This is a genomic window from Plantactinospora veratri (genome assembly GCF_036421995.1).
Classification (GTDB): Bacteria; Actinomycetota; Actinomycetes; order Mycobacteriales; family Micromonosporaceae; genus Plantactinospora; species Plantactinospora veratri.
This window is the reverse complement of the sequence record NZ_JAZGQL010000021.1, coordinates 11580-31965: the sequence shown is the minus strand read 5'-3', so window position 1 is coordinate 31965 and position 20386 is coordinate 11580. Positions and strand designations below refer to the sequence as shown.

General features: G+C 73.7%; 20 protein-coding genes. 11 read left to right on the top strand and 9 right to left on the bottom strand.

The features are described from left to right. Positions 1-64 precede the first annotated feature (64 nt). A complete protein-coding gene (locus V1634_RS24910) occupies positions 65-526 on the top strand; it encodes an SRPBCC family protein (protein ID WP_331210312.1) in 462 nt (153 codons plus the stop codon). A 146-nt stretch (positions 527-672) separates the two neighbouring features. Further along, positions 673-933, top strand: a complete 261-nt coding sequence (locus V1634_RS24905; protein ID WP_331210311.1) for a hypothetical protein — start codon at positions 673-675, stop codon at positions 931-933. Positions 934-940: 7 nt separating this feature from the next. Here the strand turns inward: V1634_RS24905 and V1634_RS24900 are convergent, their stop codons facing one another. Continuing rightward, positions 941-2161 carry an MFS transporter gene (locus tag V1634_RS24900; RefSeq protein WP_331210310.1) on the bottom strand — a complete coding sequence of 407 codons (1221 nt, stop codon included), beginning with the start codon at positions 2159-2161 and terminating at the stop codon, positions 941-943. Positions 2162-2337: 176 nt separating this feature from the next. Between V1634_RS24900 and V1634_RS24895 the strand changes: the two genes are divergently transcribed. The 3 genes from V1634_RS24895 to V1634_RS24885 all read left to right on the top strand — a co-directional run bounded on the left by V1634_RS24895 (position 2338) and on the right by V1634_RS24885 (position 6250). Next, the gene (locus V1634_RS24895) at positions 2338-2541 is read left to right on the top strand and encodes a hypothetical protein (protein ID WP_331210309.1); all 204 of its coding nucleotides are present in this window, start codon (positions 2338-2340) and stop codon (positions 2539-2541) included. 116 nt (positions 2542-2657) lie between these two features. Next, a complete protein-coding gene (locus tag V1634_RS24890) occupies positions 2658-4814 on the top strand; it encodes an ATP-binding SpoIIE family protein phosphatase (RefSeq protein WP_331210308.1) in 2157 nt (718 codons plus the stop codon). 50 nt (positions 4815-4864) lie between these two features. Beyond that, positions 4865-6250 carry a cation:proton antiporter gene (locus tag V1634_RS24885; RefSeq protein ID WP_331210307.1) on the top strand — a complete coding sequence of 462 codons (1386 nt, stop codon included), beginning with the start codon at positions 4865-4867 and terminating at the stop codon, positions 6248-6250. Positions 6251-6267: 17 nt separating this feature from the next. On the opposite strand, the gene V1634_RS24880 is transcribed toward V1634_RS24885, so the two are convergent. Next, on the bottom strand, positions 6268-7254 hold the full coding sequence (locus V1634_RS24880; protein WP_331210306.1) for a sensor histidine kinase: 987 nt from the start codon (positions 7252-7254) through the stop codon (positions 6268-6270). A gap of 309 nt (positions 7255-7563) precedes the next feature. On the opposite strand from V1634_RS24880, the gene V1634_RS24875 reads away from it, so the two are divergent. The 3 genes from V1634_RS24875 (at position 7564) to V1634_RS24865 (ending at position 10694) form a co-directional block, all read left to right on the top strand. After that, positions 7564-8946 carry a glycoside hydrolase family 6 protein gene (locus tag V1634_RS24875; RefSeq protein WP_331210305.1) on the top strand — a complete coding sequence of 461 codons (1383 nt, stop codon included), beginning with the start codon at positions 7564-7566 and terminating at the stop codon, positions 8944-8946. Between the two features lie 137 nt (positions 8947-9083). After that, the gene (locus V1634_RS24870) at positions 9084-9920 is read left to right on the top strand and encodes a helix-turn-helix domain-containing protein (RefSeq protein ID WP_331210304.1); all 837 of its coding nucleotides are present in this window, start codon (positions 9084-9086) and stop codon (positions 9918-9920) included. Positions 9921-10085: 165 nt separating this feature from the next. Next, positions 10086-10694, top strand: a complete 609-nt coding sequence (locus V1634_RS24865) for a general stress protein (protein WP_331210367.1) — start codon at positions 10086-10088, stop codon at positions 10692-10694. A gap of 72 nt (positions 10695-10766) precedes the next feature. Here V1634_RS24865 and V1634_RS24860 read toward each other — a convergent pair whose 3' ends face one another. Then, entirely contained in the window at positions 10767-11351 is a 585-nt protein-coding gene (locus V1634_RS24860; RefSeq protein WP_331210303.1) for a DUF1684 domain-containing protein, read from the bottom strand. A 159-nt stretch (positions 11352-11510) separates the two neighbouring features. Between V1634_RS24860 and V1634_RS24855 the strand changes: the two genes are divergently transcribed. The 3 genes from V1634_RS24855 to V1634_RS24845 all read left to right on the top strand — a co-directional run bounded on the left by V1634_RS24855 (position 11511) and on the right by V1634_RS24845 (position 14139). After that, on the top strand, positions 11511-11972 hold the full coding sequence (locus V1634_RS24855) for a GNAT family N-acetyltransferase (RefSeq protein WP_331210302.1): 462 nt from the start codon (positions 11511-11513) through the stop codon (positions 11970-11972). Positions 11973-12024: 52 nt separating this feature from the next. Then, positions 12025-12741 (top strand): hypothetical protein, encoded by a 717-nt coding sequence (locus tag V1634_RS24850; protein ID WP_331210301.1) that lies wholly within the window; start codon positions 12025-12027, stop codon positions 12739-12741. 63 nt (positions 12742-12804) lie between these two features. Further along, complete coding sequence (locus V1634_RS24845; RefSeq protein WP_331210300.1) at positions 12805-14139, top strand: MFS transporter; 1335 nt, start codon at positions 12805-12807, stop codon at positions 14137-14139. Between the two features lie 46 nt (positions 14140-14185). Here V1634_RS24845 and V1634_RS24840 read toward each other — a convergent pair whose 3' ends face one another. The 6 genes from V1634_RS24840 to allB form a co-directional block, all read right to left on the bottom strand. Further along, positions 14186-14320 carry a hypothetical protein gene (locus V1634_RS24840; protein WP_331210375.1) on the bottom strand — a complete coding sequence of 45 codons (135 nt, stop codon included), beginning with the start codon at positions 14318-14320 and terminating at the stop codon, positions 14186-14188. 509 nt (positions 14321-14829) lie between these two features. Then, positions 14830-15951: a protein-L-isoaspartate O-methyltransferase family protein gene (locus V1634_RS24835; RefSeq protein WP_331210299.1), complete on the bottom strand. Its 1122-nt coding sequence runs from the start codon at positions 15949-15951 to the stop codon at positions 14830-14832. A 34-nt stretch (positions 15952-15985) separates the two neighbouring features. Next, positions 15986-16648, bottom strand: coding sequence for a hypothetical protein (locus V1634_RS24830; protein ID WP_331210298.1), 663 nt, complete (start codon positions 16646-16648; stop codon positions 15986-15988). Between the two features lie 99 nt (positions 16649-16747). Next, positions 16748-17953: an aminoglycoside phosphotransferase family protein gene (locus tag V1634_RS24825; protein ID WP_331210297.1), complete on the bottom strand. Its 1206-nt coding sequence runs from the start codon at positions 17951-17953 to the stop codon at positions 16748-16750. Beyond that, a complete protein-coding gene (gene alc / locus V1634_RS24820; RefSeq protein WP_331210296.1) occupies positions 17950-19026 on the bottom strand; it encodes an allantoicase in 1077 nt (358 codons plus the stop codon). The genes V1634_RS24825 and alc overlap by 4 nt, the downstream gene beginning before the upstream one ends. Further along, on the bottom strand, positions 19023-20375 hold the full coding sequence (gene allB, locus V1634_RS24815) for an allantoinase AllB (protein WP_331210295.1): 1353 nt from the start codon (positions 20373-20375) through the stop codon (positions 19023-19025). Before allB ends, alc begins: the two co-directional genes overlap by 4 nt. Positions 20376-20386 lie beyond the last annotated feature (11 nt).

Below are 20386 nucleotides of genomic sequence, written 5' to 3'. Positions count from 1 at the left end.
TGACCCCCGGGCTCACCGACGCAGCGACCAGACCCAGACGACCGACCGACAAGGAGGAAGCCAGATGAGTGGCGTGACCAAGTCCGTCGACGTGGCGGTACCGATCCGGACCGCGTACGACCAGTGGACCCAGTTCGAGGACTTTCCGGAGTTCATGGAGGGCGTCCAGGAGGTCCGGCAGATCTCGGACACGATGACGCACTGGAAGGTCGAGATCGGCGGGGTCAGCCGGGAGTTCGACGCCCGGATCACCGAGCAGCTACCCGACGAGCGGGTTGCCTGGACCTCGACCGACGGCACCCGGCAGGCCGGTGTGGTGACCTTCCACCGGATCGACGAGAACCACACCCGGGTCACCGCGCAGATGGAGTTCGAGCCGCAGGGGATCACCGAGAAGGCCGGCGACAAGCTCGGCATGGTGGACCGGCGGGTCGCCGGTGACCTGAACCGCTTCAAGGAGTTCATCGAGCGGCGCGGCACCGAGACCGGTGCCTGGCGCGGGGCGGTCGCCCGGCCGCAGCCGTAGCTCCGGCCCGGAAACGACGAGTCCGGTGGCCGTCGGAAGGGGTACGTCCCTTTTCCGGCGGCCACCGCCATGCTGTCCCCACATCGGCGGGTACGGGCGGGATCGGCGGCGTTTGCCCGCCGAGCGCGCCGGGTAGGGCGAGAGGTATGACGGACAGGGACAGCCACGTCTGGCGCGACGAGGAGCAGTTGCCGCTACAGGAGTTGGAAAGGGCGATGGGTACGTCGACGCCCGACGGGCAGGTCGACGACGTGACCGGCAACGACGCGGGCGCGGAGTCGGCGTTCGGCCACGGCGAGGCGGCGGACGACACCGACCGGCCCTACGACGAGGAGCAGGCCGACCAGCGCACCGACGAGCAGCGCCGGTACCGGCCGTCGACCACCGGGCGGAACGGGCCGCACTGAGCCCGGTTCAGCCGGCCGGGACGGGATGGCGGGCCGCCCGGCGGCTGGACGCCCAGTACAGCGCGATCATGGCCAGCGAGAGTACGACCAGTGCCGGCCCGAGCACCGCGACCGAGGTACGCCCGATCAGTACGCCGATCGCGCCGGGGATGATCGCCCCGCCCAGCCCGGACGCTCCGATCTGCAACCCGATCGTCCGGTCCGCGTGCTGCCGCCCCACCCGTTCGGCGGTGGTGAGGGTGAGCAGCGGGAAGACCGCCGCCGCGCCGAACCCGACGACGGCGAGACCGGCCACCGCCAGCCAGCCCGGTCCGGGCACCGCGACGAGCGCGGAGCCGAACGCCATCGCGTACATGCTGCCGAGCAGCACCGTCCGGGTGCCCAGCCGCTCGGCGACGAACCCCTGCACGACCCGGCCGAGGAAGAGGCTGCCCCAGTAGAGCGAGACGCAGAGGCCGGCGGCGGTCGGGCTCATCCCACGGTCCTCGGTGAGCAGCAGGAAGGCCCAGAGCCCGGCGCCGACCTCGATCGCCACGTACACCGCGAAGGTCAGGACGCCGAACCAGACCGCCGGCAGTGCCAGGGTGGCGCCGATCCGTACCGGCCCGGCCGGGGCCGCCGGGGCGGGGTCAGGGTCTTCGGCCTCGGCGGCGGGGCGCCGGCGCTCCCAGGTCCGGACGGTGAGCACGAAGGCCAGCGCCAGCCCGGCCTGGGCGGCGGCCAGGATGCCGTACCCCCAGCGCCAGCCGAGCCCGGCGCCGATCACGGTGGTCATCACCAGCGGCCCGATGGCGACGCCCAGCCCGAAGGAGGCGTGCAGCCAGTTCATCTGGCGCGGCCCGAACGCATCGGCGGCGTACGCGTTCAGCCCCGCGTCGACGGCTCCCGAGCCGAGGCCGAGCAGCAGCGCGCAGCCGATCACGATCGGCAACCCCGGCGCGGCGGCGTAGCCGGCGAGCGCGAGGCAGGCCAGGGCGGTGCTGCCGGCCAGCAGCCAGCCGACGCCGAGCCGGGCGATGCTGAACCCGGCCACCACGCTGGAGACGAGGTAGCCGACCGTACCCGAGGTGAGCAGCAGCCCGACGGCCTCGGTCGGCGACCTCAGCTCGGCACTGATCGACGGCCAGCCGACGCCGAGCAGGCCGTCGGGGAGGCCGAGGCTGACGAAGGCCAGATAGGCCAGGACGAGCACGGCGAGACCCGCGCTGCGGCGGGAGTACGTGGACACGCTCGCCGATCATGCCGGACGGCTGGACGTCTGGCCATCGCGCCTGGCGGCGCAGGTGCCGGCGGGCCGTCCCGGAGCGTCGGCCCGGCCCGCAGAGCCGGATCAAGTGGACAGGTACCCTGATTTCGTCCGAACGGACGACCGGCGATCGGCGTCCGGCGGGGCAGAATTTCGGGATGCGTCAGGCTCCTGGTTTCCTTTCTGTCCGTCAGCGTCGCCTCGCGTGGCTCGCCTTCCTGCTCACCGCGATGCAGGCGCCGGTCTCCGCCCGCCTGGTCGACGACAGCTCGTGGCTGTTCAGCCTCTGCGTCTCGCTGATGGTCGCCACCGTGATCCTGGCCGACGACGCGATGCGGCGTCGTCCGGTGGACGCCGGCTAGGTCGACCACCTCACCCCCCGCCCTGCACGGCTCGTCGAAGCGGGCGGGATCACAGCACAACGGGCGTACCGGACCAGTCGACGAGCGGATTCGGCGGCTCCGGTTAGGCTGCTGGCATGCCAGGCACGGTCGGGCGGTCACCCGCGCTCCCCTCCACCGTCGCCGGCGCGCCGCCAACTCCCGATGGCACGGCCGGCCCGCCGGCCGAGCGCCGCTGGTCGGACACCCCGCTGGGTCCGCCGGGCCGCTGGGATCCCGCGCTGCGGGCGGTCGTCGATCTGGTGCTCTCCGCCCCGGTGCCGATGGCCCTGGCGTACGGCGCACAGCTCGCGCTGGTCTACAACGACAGCTTCGCCGAGCTGATCCCGGCCAAGCATCCGCAGGCGTTCGGCCGGCCGGCGGCGGAGGTCTTCGCCGAGGTGTGGCAGTTGCCGGGGGTCGGCGACGTGATCGAGCGGGTCTACCGGACCGGCGAGCCGTTCCTGGAGCGGGACGCCCCGCTGCCGCTCTTCCGCGACGAACCGGGGTTCCGCGAAAATCCCCTCTTCACCCGCGGCTACTCACCCGTGCGGGATTCCACCGGCGGCACCGTCGGGGTGCTGACGGTCGCCGCCGAGGCACCCCAGGTCACCCAGCGGTTGCAGAGTCTCGGCGAGCTGGCGTCGGCGCTGGCCGGGACACTCACCCTCGACGACGTCGCCCGGGTCACGCTGCGCAACGCACTCTCGACGTTCGCGGCCGACCAGGTCGAGTTCGGGGTGGACGACGGCGGTGGCTGGCGGCTGGTCCGGCGGATCCGGGGCGAGGTGCTGGACGAGGCCGACGAGCGGCTTCCCCCGCTGTGGCGCCGGCACGGGGCCACCTCCCCCGCCCCGCTGGTCCGGACCGCCGACAGCGGTACCCCGAGCTTCGCCACGGACGGCCAGCCTCTGCTGCACAGCGCCGTCGACCGGCACGACGAGAAGATCCGGGCGCTGGCCGCGCTGCCGCTGCGTACGCCGACGCTGCGCGGCGGGCTGACCGTCGGCTACCGGCAGCCGCACCGCTGGCCGCCGGCCGAGCGGGCCCTGCTGACCGCCTCGGCGGAGCTGGTGGCCCAGGCCGCCGATCGGGCCCGCCGGTTCGAGACCCAGCACGGGACGGCGCAACTGCTCCAGCGCAGCATGCTGCCGGAGCACCTGCCCGACCTGCCGCTGCTGCGGATCGCCGCCCGTTACGACGCCGGGGTCGACGGCAACGCGGCCGGCGGCGACTTCTACGACGCCTTCGCGCTGCCGGACGGCCGGTTGGCGGTGGTCCTCGGCGACGTGGCCGGGCACGACGTGCAGGCCGCCGCGCTGATGGGGCAGGTACGCGCCGCACTGCGGGCGCTGGCCCTGAGCGACCCCGACCCGGTCGGTGTGCTCGCCGGGCTGGACCGGCTGGTGGCGAGCCTGAGTGCGGAGGCGCACAGCGACGAGCTCTTCGTCACCGTGGTCTACGGGTTGATCGAGCCGGAGACCGAGCGGTTGACCATCGCCAGTGCCGGCCATCCACCTCCGCTGGTCCGGCGCGGCTCGCCCGGCCAGCCGGGCACCGCCCGGTACGTCGAGGTGCCGCCCGGGGTGCCGCTCGGGCTGCACGGGCGGCGGACGGCGGTCACCGTGGACTTTCCGCCGGGCGACACGCTGCTGCTGTTCAGCGACGGCGTGGTGGAGCGGCGGCAGCGGAGCCTGACCGACGGGTTCGCGGCGCTGGCCGGCACGGTGGCCGGGTCGGCGACCGGTGACCCGCGTACGCTCTGCGCGCTGGCCAGCGGCGCGGTGCCGGGTAGCACCGAGGACGACGTCGCCGTCCTCGCCGTCGAGCACGCGAGCACGCCCAGCCGGTCGGCGAGCATGGAGGTGCCGGCGGAGCCGACCGCACCGGGCCGGGTACGGCACTGGATGGCCGGTCAACTGAACCTCTGGGGGGTGCCGGAGCAGGTGGTCGGTGCGGCGGTGCTCTGCACCAGCGAGCTGACCACCAACGCGCTGCTGCACGCCGGCACCGCCGCCCGGGTGGAGATCGACCTCAGTCCGGAGCGGTTGCTGGTCTCGGTCGCCGACAGCGGCACCCGGGGCGCGGTGACCCGGGCCCGGACCGAGAAGCTGAGCAGCCGGGGCCGGGGCCTCGGGTTGATCGAGCAGCTCAGCGACGCCTGGGGGACCGATCCGACGGTACGCGGCTCGACGGTCTGGTTCGAGATGATGATCCCCGCTGCGGCCGGCGCCGAGAAGCGGCCGGGCCGTTGACCGTCGCGCCGTAGGCGTGCGGAGTACTCCGGCGGGGAAAGGGTGCCGGGGTGGATTTCTCCGCTACCTCGTACGCGTTGATCGGCCTCGGTGCGCTGCTCGCCGGCATCCTGCCCCGGGTGCTGGAGCGGCGCCCGCTCTCCATGCCGATCGCCTTCCTCGGCCTCGGCATGCTGGTGTTCCTGCTTCCGCTCGGGCTGCCCGAGCCGGATCTGCCGGGCCACGCCGAGATCACCACCCAGCTCACCGAGATCGGCGTGATCGTGGCGCTGATGGGCGCCGGGCTGAAGATCGACCGCCCGTTCGGCCGCCGCCGCTGGTCGTCGACGTGGCGGCTGCTCGCGGTCGCGATGCCGCTCTGCATCGTTGCGGTCGCGCTGCTCGGCTGGTGGTGGCTGGGGTTGGTGCCGGCCGCCGCACTGCTGCTGGCCGCCGCGCTGGCGCCCACCGATCCGGTGCTCGCCTCCGACGTGCAGGTCGGCGAGCCTACCGACGTCGAGGACAACGAGGACGAGGTGCGGTTCGCGCTGACCGCCGAGGCCGGGTTGAACGACGGCCTCGCCTTTCCGTTCGTCTACGCCGCCATCACGATCGCCACGGTCGGGCTGGCCCCCGGCGACTGGCTGGCGCGCTGGCTGACCCTGGACGTCGGCTACCGGGTCCTGCTCGGGGTGGCCGGCGGGCTGCTGGTGGGATGGCTGCTCGGCAAGCTCTTCTTCCGGGCCCGTTCGGAGCGGCTGCGGCTCGCCCGGCACTCGGAGGGCTTCCTCGCGCTGGCCGCCACCTTCCTCTCGTACGGCCTGGTCGAACTGGTCGGCGGCTACGGCTTTCTCGCGGTCTTCGTCACCGCGCGGGCGATCCGGGCGGCGGAGCGGTCGCACGATTATCACCAGGTGCTGCACAACTTCGCCGAGCAGGTGGAACGGCTGCTCACCGTGCTGTTGCTGCTGCTCCTCGGCGGTGCGGTGGTCACCGGGCTGTTCGCCCCGCTGACCTGGCCGGCGGTGGCGCTGGCGCTGGCACTGATCTTCGTGGTGCGCCCGCTGACCGGCCGGCTCTCGCTGCTCGGTGCCCCGGGCCGGCCCGCCGAGCACTGGGTGATCGCGTTCTTCGGCATCCGTGGCGTCGGCACGTTCTACTACCTCGGGTACGCCAGCACGCACGCGCACTTCCCCGGTGCCGACCTGCTCTGGGCGACGGCCGGGCTGGTGGTGGTCGTGTCGGTGGTGGTGCACGGGGTGGCGGCCACCCCGGTCATGCAACTGCTGGACCGTCGTCTGGACCGCACCGGCGACCCGTCCTCGGGCGAGACTCCTGACGACCGGCCGGCGGACGGCTCGGACGACGGATCAGCGGACGGATCGGAGGACCGGCCGGGCGTACCGGCGCAGCGGGTGCCCGGCCCGGCCGGGACCGACAGTCCGACCCGGAGCTGACCGGGATCACGGCGCGGTCAGGTGCCGCCTGCCGGGGCGGGGCCGGCCGTCGGCCCGGCCCGGCGGTACATGTGCAGCCGGACGGTGGTCGAGGTGCTGTCGGTGTGCACCTGGACCAGGTCGCAGAGGTAGTTGACCAGCAGCAGGCCGCGCCCGGTGTCGCTGGCCGGTGACGGCGGGAGGCGGCCGGCGAGCCGGTCGGTGAGCACGCTGGAGCCGGTGATCTCGCAGGTCAGCCCCTCGTCGTCGAGCCAGACCCGGGCCACCGCCGGGCGTCCGGAGTGCACCACCGCGTTGGTGGCGATCTCGTTCGCCGCCACCCGCAGGTCTTCGACCTGGTCGCGGTCGAGCCCGGCCTCCCGGGCCAGCGCGGCGACCATGGCACGCATCCCGGAGAGGCCGGCGGCCTCGAAGAACAACGTGGACGCCGACGAGGGCGCGGACGGGAAGGGGAGGTTGAACGAGTCGACCACGCTCTCCGGGCGGCCGTAACCGGCACTGGCCTGCCGGTCGCCGTCACGGATCAGGAACGGGTGGGTGCTGGCCGCGTCGGCGATGGCGTCCACGTCCAGCCGCGCCGCGTCGTACGGGCAGAGCACGCTGACCGGCCGGTCGGCGAGGGCGATGTTGATCAGAGCCTCGTGCTGTACGCAGCGGGGGTAGGCGAGCACCGAGCGGCCGGGCCAGACCGGCTCCCCGACGACACGTACCCGCAGCGGCGCGTGCTCCTCGACGAAGGCGTGCAGCACTCCCGGGATGATCCACCCCGGGTTGCGTCCCTCCCGCGCCATGTCGACGAAGCGCAGTTCGGTGCTGGCGCCGAGCGCCGCCCGCAACAGGTCGAGCCGGATTCCGGGGACCGCGATCAGCACCGGCTCACCGGCGGCGAGCCCCTCGGCCACGAAGGAACCGATGCCGTCGACGTAGTCGTCGTCGGTGCGGTAGAAGAGGGCGTCGTGCCGCAACGTTCCGGCCTGCGGCCGGGCGGCTGGTTCGAATGTCATCGTCCGCCGGTCGTACGCGACGCGTTCACCGCCCACCTCCGTCTGGCAGCGTACGCGGCACCGGCAACATCCGGCCACGCAGCGTCAGCGGGCGGGTCCCCAGCGCTGCCGACGTGCCGCTGGCGGGCCGGCGGCTGTCCGGCGAGGGCGTCGGAGTGGTACCGCGTTCAAGTCGCTGACCTGCGGTGATGGCGTACGGCGGAAACCAGGGCTTCACACGGACGCAACATGGCCTTACCGTAATCGATGTCTGTGGGAGCGCTTCCAGCGATGCCCCTCGATCTCCCACCGTCCCGAAGGGAGTACCGCATGCACCTCAGACCCGCGCTCGCCGCAGCCGGTGCCGTCGCCGTCACGGCACTCGCCGCGACGACAGCGGTCGGTGTCGGCCTGTTCAGCCCCACCCCGGCGAGGGCCGCCGACTCGGCGTTCTACGTCGATCCGGACACCAGCGCCGCACGCTGGGTCGCCGCCAACCCCAACGACTCCCGCGCCGCCGTCATCCGGGACCGGATCGCCAGTGTCCCGCAGGGCCGGTGGTTCACCCAGAACAACCCCAGCACCGTAGGCGGTCAGGTCGACGCCTTCGTCGGCGCCGCCGCCGCAGCCGGCAAGATCCCGATCCTGGTGGTCTACAACATCCCCAACCGGGACTGTAGCGGCGCCAGCAGCGGCGGGCTGCCCAACCACACCGCCTACCGGCAGTGGATCGACCAGGTGGCCAGCGGCCTGAACGGGCGACCGGCGAGCATCATCCTCGAACCCGACGTGCTCGCGCTGATGTCGGACTGCATGAACTCCTCGCAGCAGGCCGAGACGCAGGCGTCGATGGCGTACGCCGGCAAGCGCTTCAAGGCCGCCTCCAGCCAGGCCCGGGTCTACTTCGACGCCGCGCACTCGGCCTGGCTCACCCCGTCCGCGATGGCCTCCCGGCTGGTCGCGGCGGACATCGCCAACAGCGCCGACGGCATCTCGGTGAACGTCTCCAACTACCGCACCACGACCGAGTCGGTCAACTACGCCAAGGCGGTCGTCGCGGCGACCGGCGCACCGAACCTCAAGATCGTCGTCGACACCAGCCGGAACGGCAACGGCCCCGACGCCCGGGGCGAGTGGTGCGACCCGCCGGGTCGGGCGATCGGCACCGCCAGCACCACCGAGACCGGCGACCCGGCGGTCGACGCGCTGCTCTGGATCAAGCTGCCGGGCGAGGCCGACGGCTGCATCGCCGGTGCCGGGCAGTTCGTTCCGCAGCGCGCCTACGACATGGCGATCGCCGCCCCCAACCCGCCCACCGGGCCGCCGACCACCCGGCCGCCGACGACGGCACCGCCCACGGTGCCGCCGACGACTCAGCCACCGACCACCCCACCGGCCGGTACGAGCTGCCGGGTGACCTGGACCGCCAACTCCTGGAGCGGGGGCTTCACCGCCGAGATCCGGGTGACGAACGAGGGACCGGCGGTCAACGGCTGGACGCTGACCTTCGACGTCGGCGCCAACGTCCGGTACAGCAACGGCTGGAACGGCGTCTGGAGCCAGTCCGGCAGCCGGATCAGCGTCGGCAACGTGGCCTGGAACGGCTCGCTGCCGACCGGCGGCACCACCAGCATCGGCTTCCAGGGCAGCTACAGCGGGACCCTGGCCACGCCGACCGGTTACACCCTGAACGGCAACGCCTGCACGAGCTGACCTTCCCCCTCCGGCCCGGGTCGCCGTCCGCCACGCGCGGGCGGCGGCCCGGCCACCCGGGCACACCGCCCCTGACCTGGCCGGGCTGGCCGCAGCCGCCAGCGCCCCGGCCGTACGATCGGAATGGTGATGACGAGATGACGGTCGCCGGACAGCGGCAGCGACCGGTCGGCCAACTGCTGCGCGAGTGGCGTGAACGGCGCCGGCTCAGCCAACTCGAACTCGCCATCCAGGCGGACATCTCCACCCGGCACCTCAGTTTCGTGGAGACCGGCCGGGCGATGCCGAGCCGGGACATGGTGCTCCGGCTCGCCGAGCAGCTCGACGTGCCGCTGCGCGAGCGCAACCACCTGCTGCTGGCCGCCGGGTACGCGCCGATCTACCCGCGTACGCCGCTGGACTCCCCGGCCCTGTCCGCCGTACGCGGCGCGGTCCGCCAGGTACTCACCGCCCAGCAGCCCTATCCGGCGATCGCCGTCGACCGGGGCTGGTATCTGGTCGAGGCGAACGCCAGCATCGGCCTGTTCACCGCCGGGGCGGCGGCGCCGCTGCTCACCCCGCCGGTCAACGCGCTCCGGCTGGCCCTGCACCCGGCCGGACTGGCACCCCGGATCGTCAACCTCGGCGAGTGGCGGGCACACCTGCTCGGGCGGCTCCGCCGGCAGGTCGCGCTGAGCGGCGACGCCGAGCTGAACGACCTCTACGGCGAGCTGCGGGCGTACCCCTGCGACCAGCCGGAGCCCGAGGTCGAGATCCCGGGGCCGGGTGAGGTCGTGGTACCGCTGCGGATCCGGGACGGAGACCGGGAACTCGCCTTCTTCAGTACCGTCTTCACCTTCGGCACCCCGCTGGATGTCACGGTGGCGGAACTTGCGGTCGAGTCGTTCTTCCCGCTCGACGACCACACGGCGGCAGCGGTGCGTTCGGCCGCCGAGCAGGAGGAGCGACGGATCGGCACCGCGACCGTCCGCTGACCGTCCGTCCATGCCGTCCGTCGCCGGGGCGTCGCTTCGGCGGCCACCGTACCGGTCTGACCGGACATTCCGCCCAATCGCCCCCTTCCGTTTACCGCGCGCGGAACGGGTTACCAAGTGGGGGCAGGCGGGGAATCGAGCCGTGACGAAGGAGGCTGATTCATGATGTCCAGGAACCCGACGGCGGCTTGGCGGTCCGGTATGCCTGGTATGCCGGGCGTTGCCGGAGGCAACAACCTACCTGCCGGACCGTCCGGCGACCAGTTCAGGGCGCCGAGCAGCGAGGGTGGGATCGCGCCGGAGCAGCAGTCCACGGTGACCGTCGCCTCGTACCCGGACTACCCATCGGCGCAGTACACGGTGGACTTCCTCTCCGACAACGAGTTCCCGGTCGAACGCGCCGCCATCGTCGGCACCGACCTCAGGCTGGTCGAAACGGTACTGGGCCGGATGACGACCGGCCGGGCCGCGCTGGCCGGCGCCGCCACCGGCGCCTGGTTCGGGCTCTTCATCGGCCTGCTCTTCGGCATCTTCACGGTCGGCAACTGGTGGGCCGTGATCCTCGTGGGTCTCGCCATCGGTGCGGTCTGGGGCGCCATCTTCGGCGCCATCGCGCACGCCATGACCGGCGGCCGGCGCGACTTCACCTCGGCGAGCAGCCTGCGGGCCAACCAGTACGCGGTGACCGTCGACGCGACCTTCGCCGACCAGGCGCGGCAGCTCATCGGCCGGATGAACTGGCAGGGTCAGCGGCAGGCCGGCGCCACCGGTTGACCGGCGGCGTTCCGACGGTACGGCCGCCATGCCGTCCCGCCGGAGGCCGGCGTACCGGTCGGGTCGGCGGGGTCAGTGGTAGACGCGCTCGCCGGCCCGGACCGGCGCCGTGATCCGGTTCTCCTCCGGCGCCAGCGGGCAGGCCCACCGGTCGTCGTAGGCACAGGAGGCGTTGTAGGCGTAGTTGAAGTCCAACCGGAGCCGGCCGCCGGGCAGCACCGTCACGCCCCGGCCGTAGGTGCCCTTGACCGTGTCGGTGAGATAGCGCCCGCCGCCGTAGCTCTCCCGGCCGGCGGTGCCGTCCCGGAACGGCAGGAAGAGCCCACCGCCGTACGCCTCGATCCACCAGAGCGTCAGCGGACCCCACGGAGTCTCGGCGATGCCCGAACGCCGGTAGTGCACCGTCCCGTCCGGCCCGCCGGTGTCGATGCTCAGCGTGCCGCTGGCCGGACGTACCGGTACGTCGACCACTGCCGACGGCTCGGGTGGGAAGTAGCGCAGGCCGGTGAAGCCGGCCCGCTCGGCCAGCGGGATCGGTGACTGCGGATGCCCGGCGAAGAGGGCGTCCCGGGCCGCCCGGAATCCGGCCAGGTCGAGGTCGGACAGGTAGAGCCTCGTCACCTGCTCGCGCCAGTCCGCCAGCTCCAGTTCCTCCACCCGTCAGAGCCTAGCGGCGCGGATCCGCCGCCGACGCCGCGCATCCACAGTCCCACTGACGGAGGTGTCAGGAAGCCACAATGGTGCCTTCCTGGCACATATCCGCCGGGAGGGGGCCCGGCGGAAACGGGTGGGCGGCGGACGGGCAGGATGTCGGCCATGCCTGATGATCTTCCGACGGTCCGCCTGCAACCGGTGACGGCCGACAACTGGCGGGACTGCACCCGGCTCCGGGGCCGGCCGGATCAGGCCGACCTGGTGATGCCGGTGGTCTACAACCTGTGCCAGTGCGCGTACGGCGGCGTGTGGCAGCCGCTGGCGATCACCAGTTCCGGCCGGGTGGTGGGCTTCGTGATGTGGGGACGCGACGACGACCGGAGCATCTGGATCGGCGGCCTGCTGGTGGACGCCGCGGCGCAGCGCCGCGGCGTGGCCCGCAGCGCGGTACGCCAGCTACAGCAGCGGTTCGCCGCCGAGTCCGACTGCCCGAACGTGGCGCTCAGCTATCCGCCCTCGAACACCGCCGCCCGTGACCTCTACGCCTCACTCGGGTTCCGGGAGACCGGCGAGACCGAGGACGACGGCACGGAGGTCGTGGCCCGGTGGTTCCCGGAGCGGTGAGCGCGTCAACCGGTCGTTGACATTCCCGGGCGACCACAGACATCATCCGGGGATGTCACCCGAGAGAGCGGACCAACCCGAGGGCCCTGCGGCGCAGCCGCCGACCGGTTCGCCGTCGGACGAGGTGGGGCGGCGGCTGGCCGCGTACGCGGCGGTGCTCGGCGCCGCCTCCGGCAGCGGTACCGGACATCCCCCACCACTGGCCGCGTTACGGCTGCTGGAGGGGGTACGGGCCGGACTCGACGAGGCGGAGCGCCGGCTCGTCGAGGCGGCCCGGGAGCAGCGGGCGAGTTGGGCACAGATCGCCACGGCACTGGGACTGGCCAGCCGGCAGGCGGCCGAGCAGCGCTGGGTACGGCTCTCGGGTGCGGCGACCCGGGACCCGGCCCGGGTGCGCGCCGAGCGCAAGCGTCAACAATCCGTTGACAGTATCTACGGGACGACGATCACCCAGCTCCGGGCGGCGGTGGTGGCCGTACACCGGCAACTGAGCACCGAACCGGACCGGGCCGGCTGGCATCCACGGGCCCGACTCGCGCGAACCACCCTCGGACTGGCCCGCTCCGCCGAACCCGGCGGACTGTACGCGCTTGCCACCCAGGCCGTCGCGGATCTCGACCTGGTCCCGTCGGAGCAGTTGGACGGCGCACTGCCGGAGGCACTGGACCGGCTCCGCCGGGCGGTCGAGCGGGCCGCCCCGGCGTCCGATCGGCGAGCCACCGACGACGACGGAGAGAACTTGAGCCGATCCGACGCAAGTTCTGGTTGACAGATGACGACGGGTGATCCGAGGATGTGAGTCTCATCGACTCAATACCTCGGAGGTCGGAACGTGCCCGTCGCCCAGCGGCGCAGCCCGGAGAAGCGCAACATCCTGATCTTCGTCGGCATCTCGCTGATCTCCGGCTTCGGCGGTACCGCGCTCAACGTGGCCTCCGGGGTCTGGGTACTCGACCTCACCGGCTCCAGCAGCCTCGCCGCCCTCACCGGCCTCTGCCTCTTCGCCCCGACGCTGCTCGGCCCGGTCCTCGGCGCACTCGTGGACCGGCTGCCCCGCAGGCCACTGATCGTCTGGACCCACCTGCTCACCGCAGTGGCCGTACTGTCGCTGCTCGCGGTCCGCACCGACGCCCAGGTCTGGCTCGTCTACCTCGTGATGGTCGGCTACGGCACCAGCCTCGTCCTGGTCGACGCCGCCGAGAACGCCGTACTCCCGGCCGCCCTCCCACCGGCCGCCCTCGGCGGGGTCAACGGGTTGCGGACCAGCGCACAGGAGGGCGTGAAGCTGCTCGCCCCGCTGGTCGGTGCCGGACTCTTCGTCTGGCAGGGCGGCCATCCGGTGGCCGCGCTCACCGCAGCCGCGCTGACCCTGGCCGCCGTCCTCTACACCCTGCTCACGCTGCGCCCACAGTCCCCGGCGGCCCCGGAGACCGCCGCACGGCGGGACGGCGGGAGCAGGCGGATCCGGGCCGGTGCCGCCTTCCTCTGGCGGCACCCCGAACTGCGCACACCCGTACTGGTCGGCTCGGTCACCATCGCGATGTCCGGGCTCACCACCGCCGCCGTCTACGCCGTCGTCACCGAGGACCTGCACCAACCCGCCGCGTTCGTCGGGGTGCTCTCCTCCGGGCAGGGCGCCGGATCGCTGCTCGGCGGTCTGCTCGTCGGCCGACTGCTGCGTACCCGGGGAAACCTCGCCGTCGGCGCACTCGGCGCCGTCCTCTTCGCGTTCGGCACCCTCGGCCGGATCGTCCCCTGGTCTCCGGCGGCCGTGGCCTGCTCGGTGCTGGTCGGGATCGGCCTGCCCTGGACCCTGGTGGCGGCCGTCACGGCGGTGCAGTCCCGGACTCCCGAGGCGTTGCTCGGACGGGTGTCGGGCAGCGCCAACACCCTGCTCTTCGCGCCCATCGCGCTCGCCACCCCGGTCGGCGCGGCCCTGGTGCTGCCGGACCACCGCCTGCCACTGGTCGTCGCCGCCCTGCTCTGCCTCGGCACCGGGCTGGTCGCGCTCCGCTCGGCCCGGCACGCCGGTCGCCCCGGTGACCCGGCCATCGAGGAGCCGCCGGACGGCGCGGGCCAGCACACCAGGCGGCACGGCGGTGCCGACACCGCGCCGCACGGGGACGCCGTGGTCCACGCCGGACCGGACGGGAGTCGGACCCGCTAGCCGTGCTGCCGGCCAGCGGGTCCCGTCACTGTCAGATCGAAGATCGTCACGTGGAGACGGCGAAGATGCCGGCCACCCCGAGCAGCACCATCACCAACACCGCGACGAGGGCCCCGCGCTCGCTCTCCACCGCCGCCTGGTCCGGTCGATCCGGCTCGGCGTCCATGATCTCGCTGGACATGCTGTCCTCCCCTGGTCGTCGCCTGCTCTCCGACACGGGCAGGACGACCACCGCCGTACCGGCTCCGACGTCTGCCGCCGACCGACCGGTTGCCCGGCGCCTCCGCTGGTACGCGCCGGTCGTCCTCGCCTGGCACCCGCCTGGGCACCTGGGCTGCCCGAAGGCCGTGTACGAGCACAGCCCCACCGACCTGCGCGATCGGGGCAACCCGACCTCGGAGTTGCCGCTCTGGGCGATCGGAAACCCGGCAACGCCGGCCGATTCCGGGGTAGCCTGCCCGCCCGGACCCGCCCGGTGGGAACCGGAGGCGGGTTCGCGCCGAAGCCTCCGCCCCGCCCGTTCCGTCCGGGTCCCGACCGAACGAGCGGTCTCTGCGGTTCCGGCGTTCCGTCCGGATCCAGCGCGGGTTGTGGAATCCGATACCGCCGGTTGTGGAATCCGCTGGGTTGTGGGACCCGACCCCGACGCCGGACCGGTTTCAGTGCCGGACCGGTTTCAGTGGACCGGTCTCAGTGCTGGGTCCAGCCGGTCGGCACCAGGATCGGCTGGTCGGGATCGCCGGCCGGCACCAACTCGGCCGTCCAGTCGCAGATCGTCGGCTCGCCCCGGGCCACCCAGCGGTCCCGCAGGGCGAGCGCGTCGGCGGCGTACCGGGCGGCGGACGGTCCGGCCGCCTGCACCGAACCGTCGGGGAGCAGCCCCGCCCCGCCACCGTGCACCTCGTCCAGAAGCAGGCAACCGCCGGGGCCACCCCACCCGCCCGGCGGCCCGGCGGAGAAGGTGGTCCGCCGGTCCCAGGCCCCGACCGCGAACCACAGGTCGTGGTAGCGGAAGACATCCAGCGGCGGATGCCAGCAGGGCGGATGCCGCACGGTCGGCGACGGCAGCGTGCCACCGCGCTGCGGCGCCGGATGCCCTCCCGGATAGCGGGCCGCCAGCGGCCCGGCCGCCGACATGAAACCGGCGCGCAGCTCGCCGCGCACCTCGCCCATCCCCGGCCCGGCCGGCCGGATCCGCAGCACCGGATGGTTCCCGGCGTGTTCGACCGGTGCGAGCAGGTAACCGTCCGGCGCGAGCTGGTCCAGCCAGCGTGGAGACACCCCGGTCACCCCGACCGTGACCACCACCCGGTCGTACCCGGCGTCCGCCGGCACGCCGAGGTAGCCGTCGCCGAGGCGTACGTCGACGGCGTCGGCCAGCCCGACCCGGCGCAGCGCCGCCCCGGCCCGCTCGACGACGTCCGGCGCGATGTCCACGCTGGTCACCCGGGCACCCATCGTCGCCATCAGGGCCGCGTTGTAACCGGTGCCGACCCCGATCTCCAGTACCCGACTGCCGGGGCGCAGCTCCAGCGACTCGATCATCGCCGCCATCAGCGACGGCTGGCTCGACGAGCTGACCGGCACACCGTCGACGACCTTGGTGACCAGCGGATGGTTCCGGTAGACGAGGGAGAGGAAGTCCGGATCGGCCGGCCCGACCCAGCGCCCGTCGCCGCCGTCGAAACCGGTCGCGACGAACTCCTCCCGAGGCACCGTGCCGAACGCCCGGACCAGGTCGGCACCGTCGAGCAGGCCGTCGCGGCGCAGCTGGTCGACGTACCGGAAGCGCAGCTCGGCCGCCGACGTCATGGCCGGCCCGCCGGACCGGCCGGACCGGACTGCCTCAGTGCCCGACCCAACCCTCGCTGCCCGGCAACGCGAACGACGAGCGTGGCGAATAGAAGCCCCACAGCAACTCCAACGGGTTGGCCGGACGGAGCGCGTAGACGGGATGGTCCGGCGCGAGGAACTCCACCGACTCGATCTCGAACGGCGCGACCGGCTCGAAGATGTACGGGCAGGTGGCGCCGACGAGCTGGCTGTCGAGCCGGCTCAGGTAGCGGACGTGGCCCCGGTAGACCCGGGAGACGTTGCTGCCCACCCGGGCGGTGGTGCGGATCAGCGCTACGCCGTCCACTTCGGTCACCGCCACCAGCGCCCGGCCGATGATCTCGATCGTGGTCCGGCCGGCGCCGGCCGGCACGCCGCGTACCGCTGCCTGGGTCTGGGCCAGCGGGCTCGAACTCAGGTGGTGGGCGTACCACCGGCCCCGGCCCGCGTCGGCCAGGTCGAGGTCCGGGCCGAGCCCGGCCGCCGAGTAGCTCTCCAGCCCCGAGGTCTGGGCCGCGTCGTCCACCACGTACTGCTGGAGGAATACCTGCCGGTTGGCCGGCAGTCGCAGGCCCGGCGGCACCAGCGCCGCCACCGCCTCGGGGTCCGCCGGCACCCAGCCGAAGTGGAGCATCCGGCAGTGCACGACGAGTTGCGGCGGAACAGGCTGGCTCAACAGGGCTCCTGTCGCGTCGGGATAGCCGCGACGCTACGACCGGCCCCGGACACAGACAAGCGCAGGCGAGACGGAAAGTCGACAGTCACCTCCGCCGGCTCAGCCCGTTCGGGCCGCCCGGTCCAGACAGCCGGGCACGTCGGCGGCGTGGAACACCCGCTCGCTCGGCTCGATCCGGGCCAGGAAGTCGGCGTACACCGCCGCCATCCGCAACGCCGCCACCGGGCGGAGCAGCTCCACCGCCCGGGCCGGGTCGCTGCCCGGGACGCTCGACCGCCAGCGCCGGACCCAGGACCGCAGCAGCTCGCCGGCCGGCTCCGCATCGAGCGCCTCGGTCAGCCGCAGGATGTCGAAGGCGGGATGGCCGACGAAGCCGTCCGCCCAGTCGATGATCACCCGACGGTCGCCGGCGATCCGGACGTTGCCCGGATGCAGGTCGCCGTGGACCAGCACGTCCGGCAGGCCGCAGCGGGCCACCTCGGCCATCCGGTCCGGCAGGCCGTCCAGCAGCGACCGCACCGGCGCCAGGTCGGCGCCGTGCGCGGTCAGCCGGTCGCGTACGGTCCGGGCCAGTGCCGCGCCGCGCCGGTCCGGTACGCCGTCGGCGACCAGCCGCTCGACCTCCCCCACCGAGGCGAGCTGGATCCGGTGCTGGTCGGCCGCGATCGCGTCCCGGCCAGCCGGGTGCAGCCCGTAGCCGTCCTCCCCCGGCACGTGCTCCAGCAGCATCCGTCCGCGGCCGTCGGCGGCGAGCAGCACCGGCACCAGGTCGGGTACGGCCGTGCCCAGCCAGCGCAGCAGCACCGCCTCGTGCGCGAAGAACCCGGGTACCTGCTTGAGCCAGACCGGTGTGCCGGCCCGGCCGGCAACTCCCGCGACGTCGAGCCGCCAGATCGCCGACAGGTTCCAGGCCCGCTGCGGCACGGCCACGTGTGGACCCCGGCCGGCCCGGTGCAGTTCGGCGGCGGCCCAGCGCAGGCTCGCGACCGGCCCGCCCGGCTCCGCCCAGGGCGCCCGCAGCGGCTCGGCCGACAGGTCCACCTCGGACGGTGCCAGCGGTACGCCGGGCGGCACCCGTGCGCCCGGGTCGAGCTGGGCCAGGTAGCCGACCGTACCGCCGTGCGGCTCGGGCCGGTCGGTGTGCAGCAGCCGCAGCACCGAGACGTCGAGGCCGTACCGCGCCCGGGCCCCGGCCACCACGTCGGCGACCTCCTGCCACCAGGGCGCCGGCACGTCGTACCGGGGCAGCGTGCCGAGTGGCCGGCCGGCGCCGTCGAGCAGGTGCAGCAGTACGGTCCGGGTCACGGCCACCAGGCTCTCGCCGGTCGGCTCCCGACCTGCCCCGCCTGGCGGGCCTGTGCCGGGGGCAGCGACTCCGACCAGCGGCGGCGCAGCCGGTCGAGGTCGGCCGGGGCGATCCGGCCGGGCAGCCGCAGCCGGGCCATGCCGCCGTCCGGGAAGACGTCCAGCCGTACCTCGGTCGCGGTCGGGACGGCGTCGACCGGGAACCGGTGCCGGGTGTCCGGCTGCAACCGGGTGCGCGGCAGGATCTCGAACCAGGCCGCCTCGTCCGCCGGGTCGGCGACCCGGGTGTCGATCCCGCGCAACCTCGCCGCCGCCGGTGCGTTCCCCTTGAAGTGGCTGGTGTCCAGCTCGACCTGCCGGATCTGCCCCGGTGCGGCCAGCCGGACCCGTACCCAGTCGTTGCCGTCGTCGCGCCGCCGGGCGGTCTCCCAGCCCTCGCCCATGCTCCGGGCCAGGCCGGGCGCGATCAACTGCCGTGGCGAACCGTAGAACATGTCGCTGCACCCGACCACCAGGCCGCCGTGCTCCAGCGCCGCGAGGTCGAGCTGCCCGTCGGGAAAGAGCGCCGGATCGGGTACGACCACACCGTGCACCCGCAGCCGGGCGACCCCGCCGTCGGGGTAGATCCGCAGCCGCACGTGCGTGTAGCGGCGTGGGTCGTCCACCTCGAAGAGGTTACGGCCGTTCCCGCGCAGCGCCGCCCGGGGCACCAGGGTGGTCCAGTCGGCGTCGAGCAGCTCGGCCGGGTCGGGATATCCGGCCATCCCGCACGCCTCCACCGACGCGTGCGGCGGATAGTTGCCGACGAAGTGGGAGGTGTCCACCACCACCCCGGTGACCATGCCGGGGGCGCCGAGCCGGAGGATCGCCCAGTCGTGTCCGGGCTGCCGGCGGCGGCGGGTCTCCCAGCCGTCGTACACCTGGCCCTTGGCCCCGAAGGTGCCGGCGGCGAAGGCCGGCGGCTCGTCGGTGACCAGGTTGTCCCGGGCGGCGAAGAACTCGTCGTTGGCCGCCACCACCGCACCGCCGAGTGATCGTGCCGCCAGGTCGGGCAGCTCGGTGAAGGCGCTCATCCGGGTCCCCTTCCGGCCGGCCGGTCCGGGTCGTCCGCCCGGCGTTCGTCCCGGGAGAGCAGGCGTCCCCGGGGCGGGTCCGTCGCGGTGACCGGCTCGCCGCGCAGCCAGGTGCCCCGGACCACCCCGGTCAGCCGACGCCCGGCGTACGGGGTGACCGGGTGCCGGTGCAGCAGCCGCGCCGGCTCGACGGTCCACTCCGCGTCCGGGTCGAATGCCACCAGGTCGGCGTCGGCACCGGCCCGCAGCACCCCCTTGCCGGGCAGCCCGGCGATCTCGGCGGGCCGCCGCGCCATCCAGCGCACCAGGTCGGCGAGACCGTGCCCGCGCCGCCGCGCCTCGGTCCAGATCACCGGCAGGCCGAGCTGGACCGAGGCGATCCCGCCCCAGGCGGCGCCGAAGTCGCCGCTGTCGAGCCGCTTCAGCGCGGGTGGGCACGGCGAGTGGTCCGAGACGACGCAGTCGACCAGCCCGTCGGCCAGGCCGGCCCAGAGCGCCGCCCGGTTCGCCGCATCCCGGATCGGCGGGCAGCACTTGAATTCGGTCGCCCCGTCCGGTATCTCGGCGGCGTCCAGGGTCAGGTAGTGCGGGCAGGTCTCCACGGTCACCCGTACCCCGTCCGCGCGGGCGGCGGCGATCGCCGGCAGGGCGTCGGCGGCCGACAGGTGCAGGACGTGCACGCGCCGGCCGGTCCGCCGGGCCGCCTCCAGCACCACCTCGACCGCGTGCCGCTCGGCGACCGGCGGCCGGGAGCCGAGGAAGTCCGCGTACCGGGCCGAGGTTGGCGCGACGGCGATCCGGGCCGGATCCTCGGCGTGCACCACGAAGAGCGCGTCGACGGCGGCCAGCGCCGCACCCAGCCCGGCCGGGTCCAGCGGCGGGAACTCCGGCACCCCCGAGTCGACCAGGAACGCCTTGAACCCGAACACCCCGGCGGCGTGCAGGGCGGGCAGCTCCGCCAGGTGCTCCGGGACGGCACCGCCCCAGAAGCCGACGTCGACGTGGCAGCGGTCCCGGGCCGCGTCCCGCTTGCGGCGCAGCGCCGGCACGGTGACGGTCGGCGGCACCGAGTTGAGCGGCATGTCGACGATCGTGGTCACCCCGCCGGCCAGCGCGGCCCGGGTGGCCGAGGCGAAGCCCTCCCACTCGGTCCGACCCGGCTCGTTGACGTGCACGTGCGTGTCCACCAGCCCCGGCAGCAGGGCCAGGTCGCCGAGGTCGGTGCCGGGCACCTCGTCGTAGCCGGCAACCCGGGCGATCCGACCGTCGCGGACGCAGATCGCCGCCGGACGCTCACCGTCGGGCAGCACCGCCCGGCGGGACCGCAGCACCAGGTCGTACCCGTTCATCGCTCCCCTCC

Coding starts and splice junctions, on each gene's coding strand:
- V1634_RS24910 (WP_331210312.1), top strand. CDS start 65: ATGAGTGGCGTGACCAAGTCCGTCGACGTGGCGGTACCGATCCGGACC.
- V1634_RS24905 (WP_331210311.1), top strand. CDS start 673: ATGACGGACAGGGACAGCCACGTCTGGCGCGACGAGGAGCAGTTGCCG.
- V1634_RS24895 (WP_331210309.1), top strand. CDS start 2,338: ATGCGTCAGGCTCCTGGTTTCCTTTCTGTCCGTCAGCGTCGCCTCGCG.
- V1634_RS24890 (WP_331210308.1), top strand. CDS start 2,658: ATGCCAGGCACGGTCGGGCGGTCACCCGCGCTCCCCTCCACCGTCGCC.
- V1634_RS24880 (WP_331210306.1), bottom strand. CDS start 7,254: ATGACATTCGAACCAGCCGCCCGGCCGCAGGCCGGAACGTTGCGGCAC.
- V1634_RS24875 (WP_331210305.1), top strand. CDS start 7,564: ATGCACCTCAGACCCGCGCTCGCCGCAGCCGGTGCCGTCGCCGTCACG.
- V1634_RS24870 (WP_331210304.1), top strand. CDS start 9,084: ATGACGGTCGCCGGACAGCGGCAGCGACCGGTCGGCCAACTGCTGCGC.
- V1634_RS24865 (WP_331210367.1), top strand. CDS start 10,086: ATGTCCAGGAACCCGACGGCGGCTTGGCGGTCCGGTATGCCTGGTATG.
- V1634_RS24855 (WP_331210302.1), top strand. CDS start 11,511: ATGCCTGATGATCTTCCGACGGTCCGCCTGCAACCGGTGACGGCCGAC.
- V1634_RS24850 (WP_331210301.1), top strand. CDS start 12,025: ATGTCACCCGAGAGAGCGGACCAACCCGAGGGCCCTGCGGCGCAGCCG.
- V1634_RS24840 (WP_331210375.1), bottom strand. CDS start 14,320: ATGTCCAGCGAGATCATGGACGCCGAGCCGGATCGACCGGACCAGGCG.
- V1634_RS24835 (WP_331210299.1), bottom strand. CDS start 15,951: ATGACGTCGGCGGCCGAGCTGCGCTTCCGGTACGTCGACCAGCTGCGC.
- alc (WP_331210296.1), bottom strand. CDS start 19,026: ATGAGCGCCTTCACCGAGCTGCCCGACCTGGCGGCACGATCACTCGGC.
- allB (WP_331210295.1), bottom strand. CDS start 20,375: ATGAACGGGTACGACCTGGTGCTGCGGTCCCGCCGGGCGGTGCTGCCC.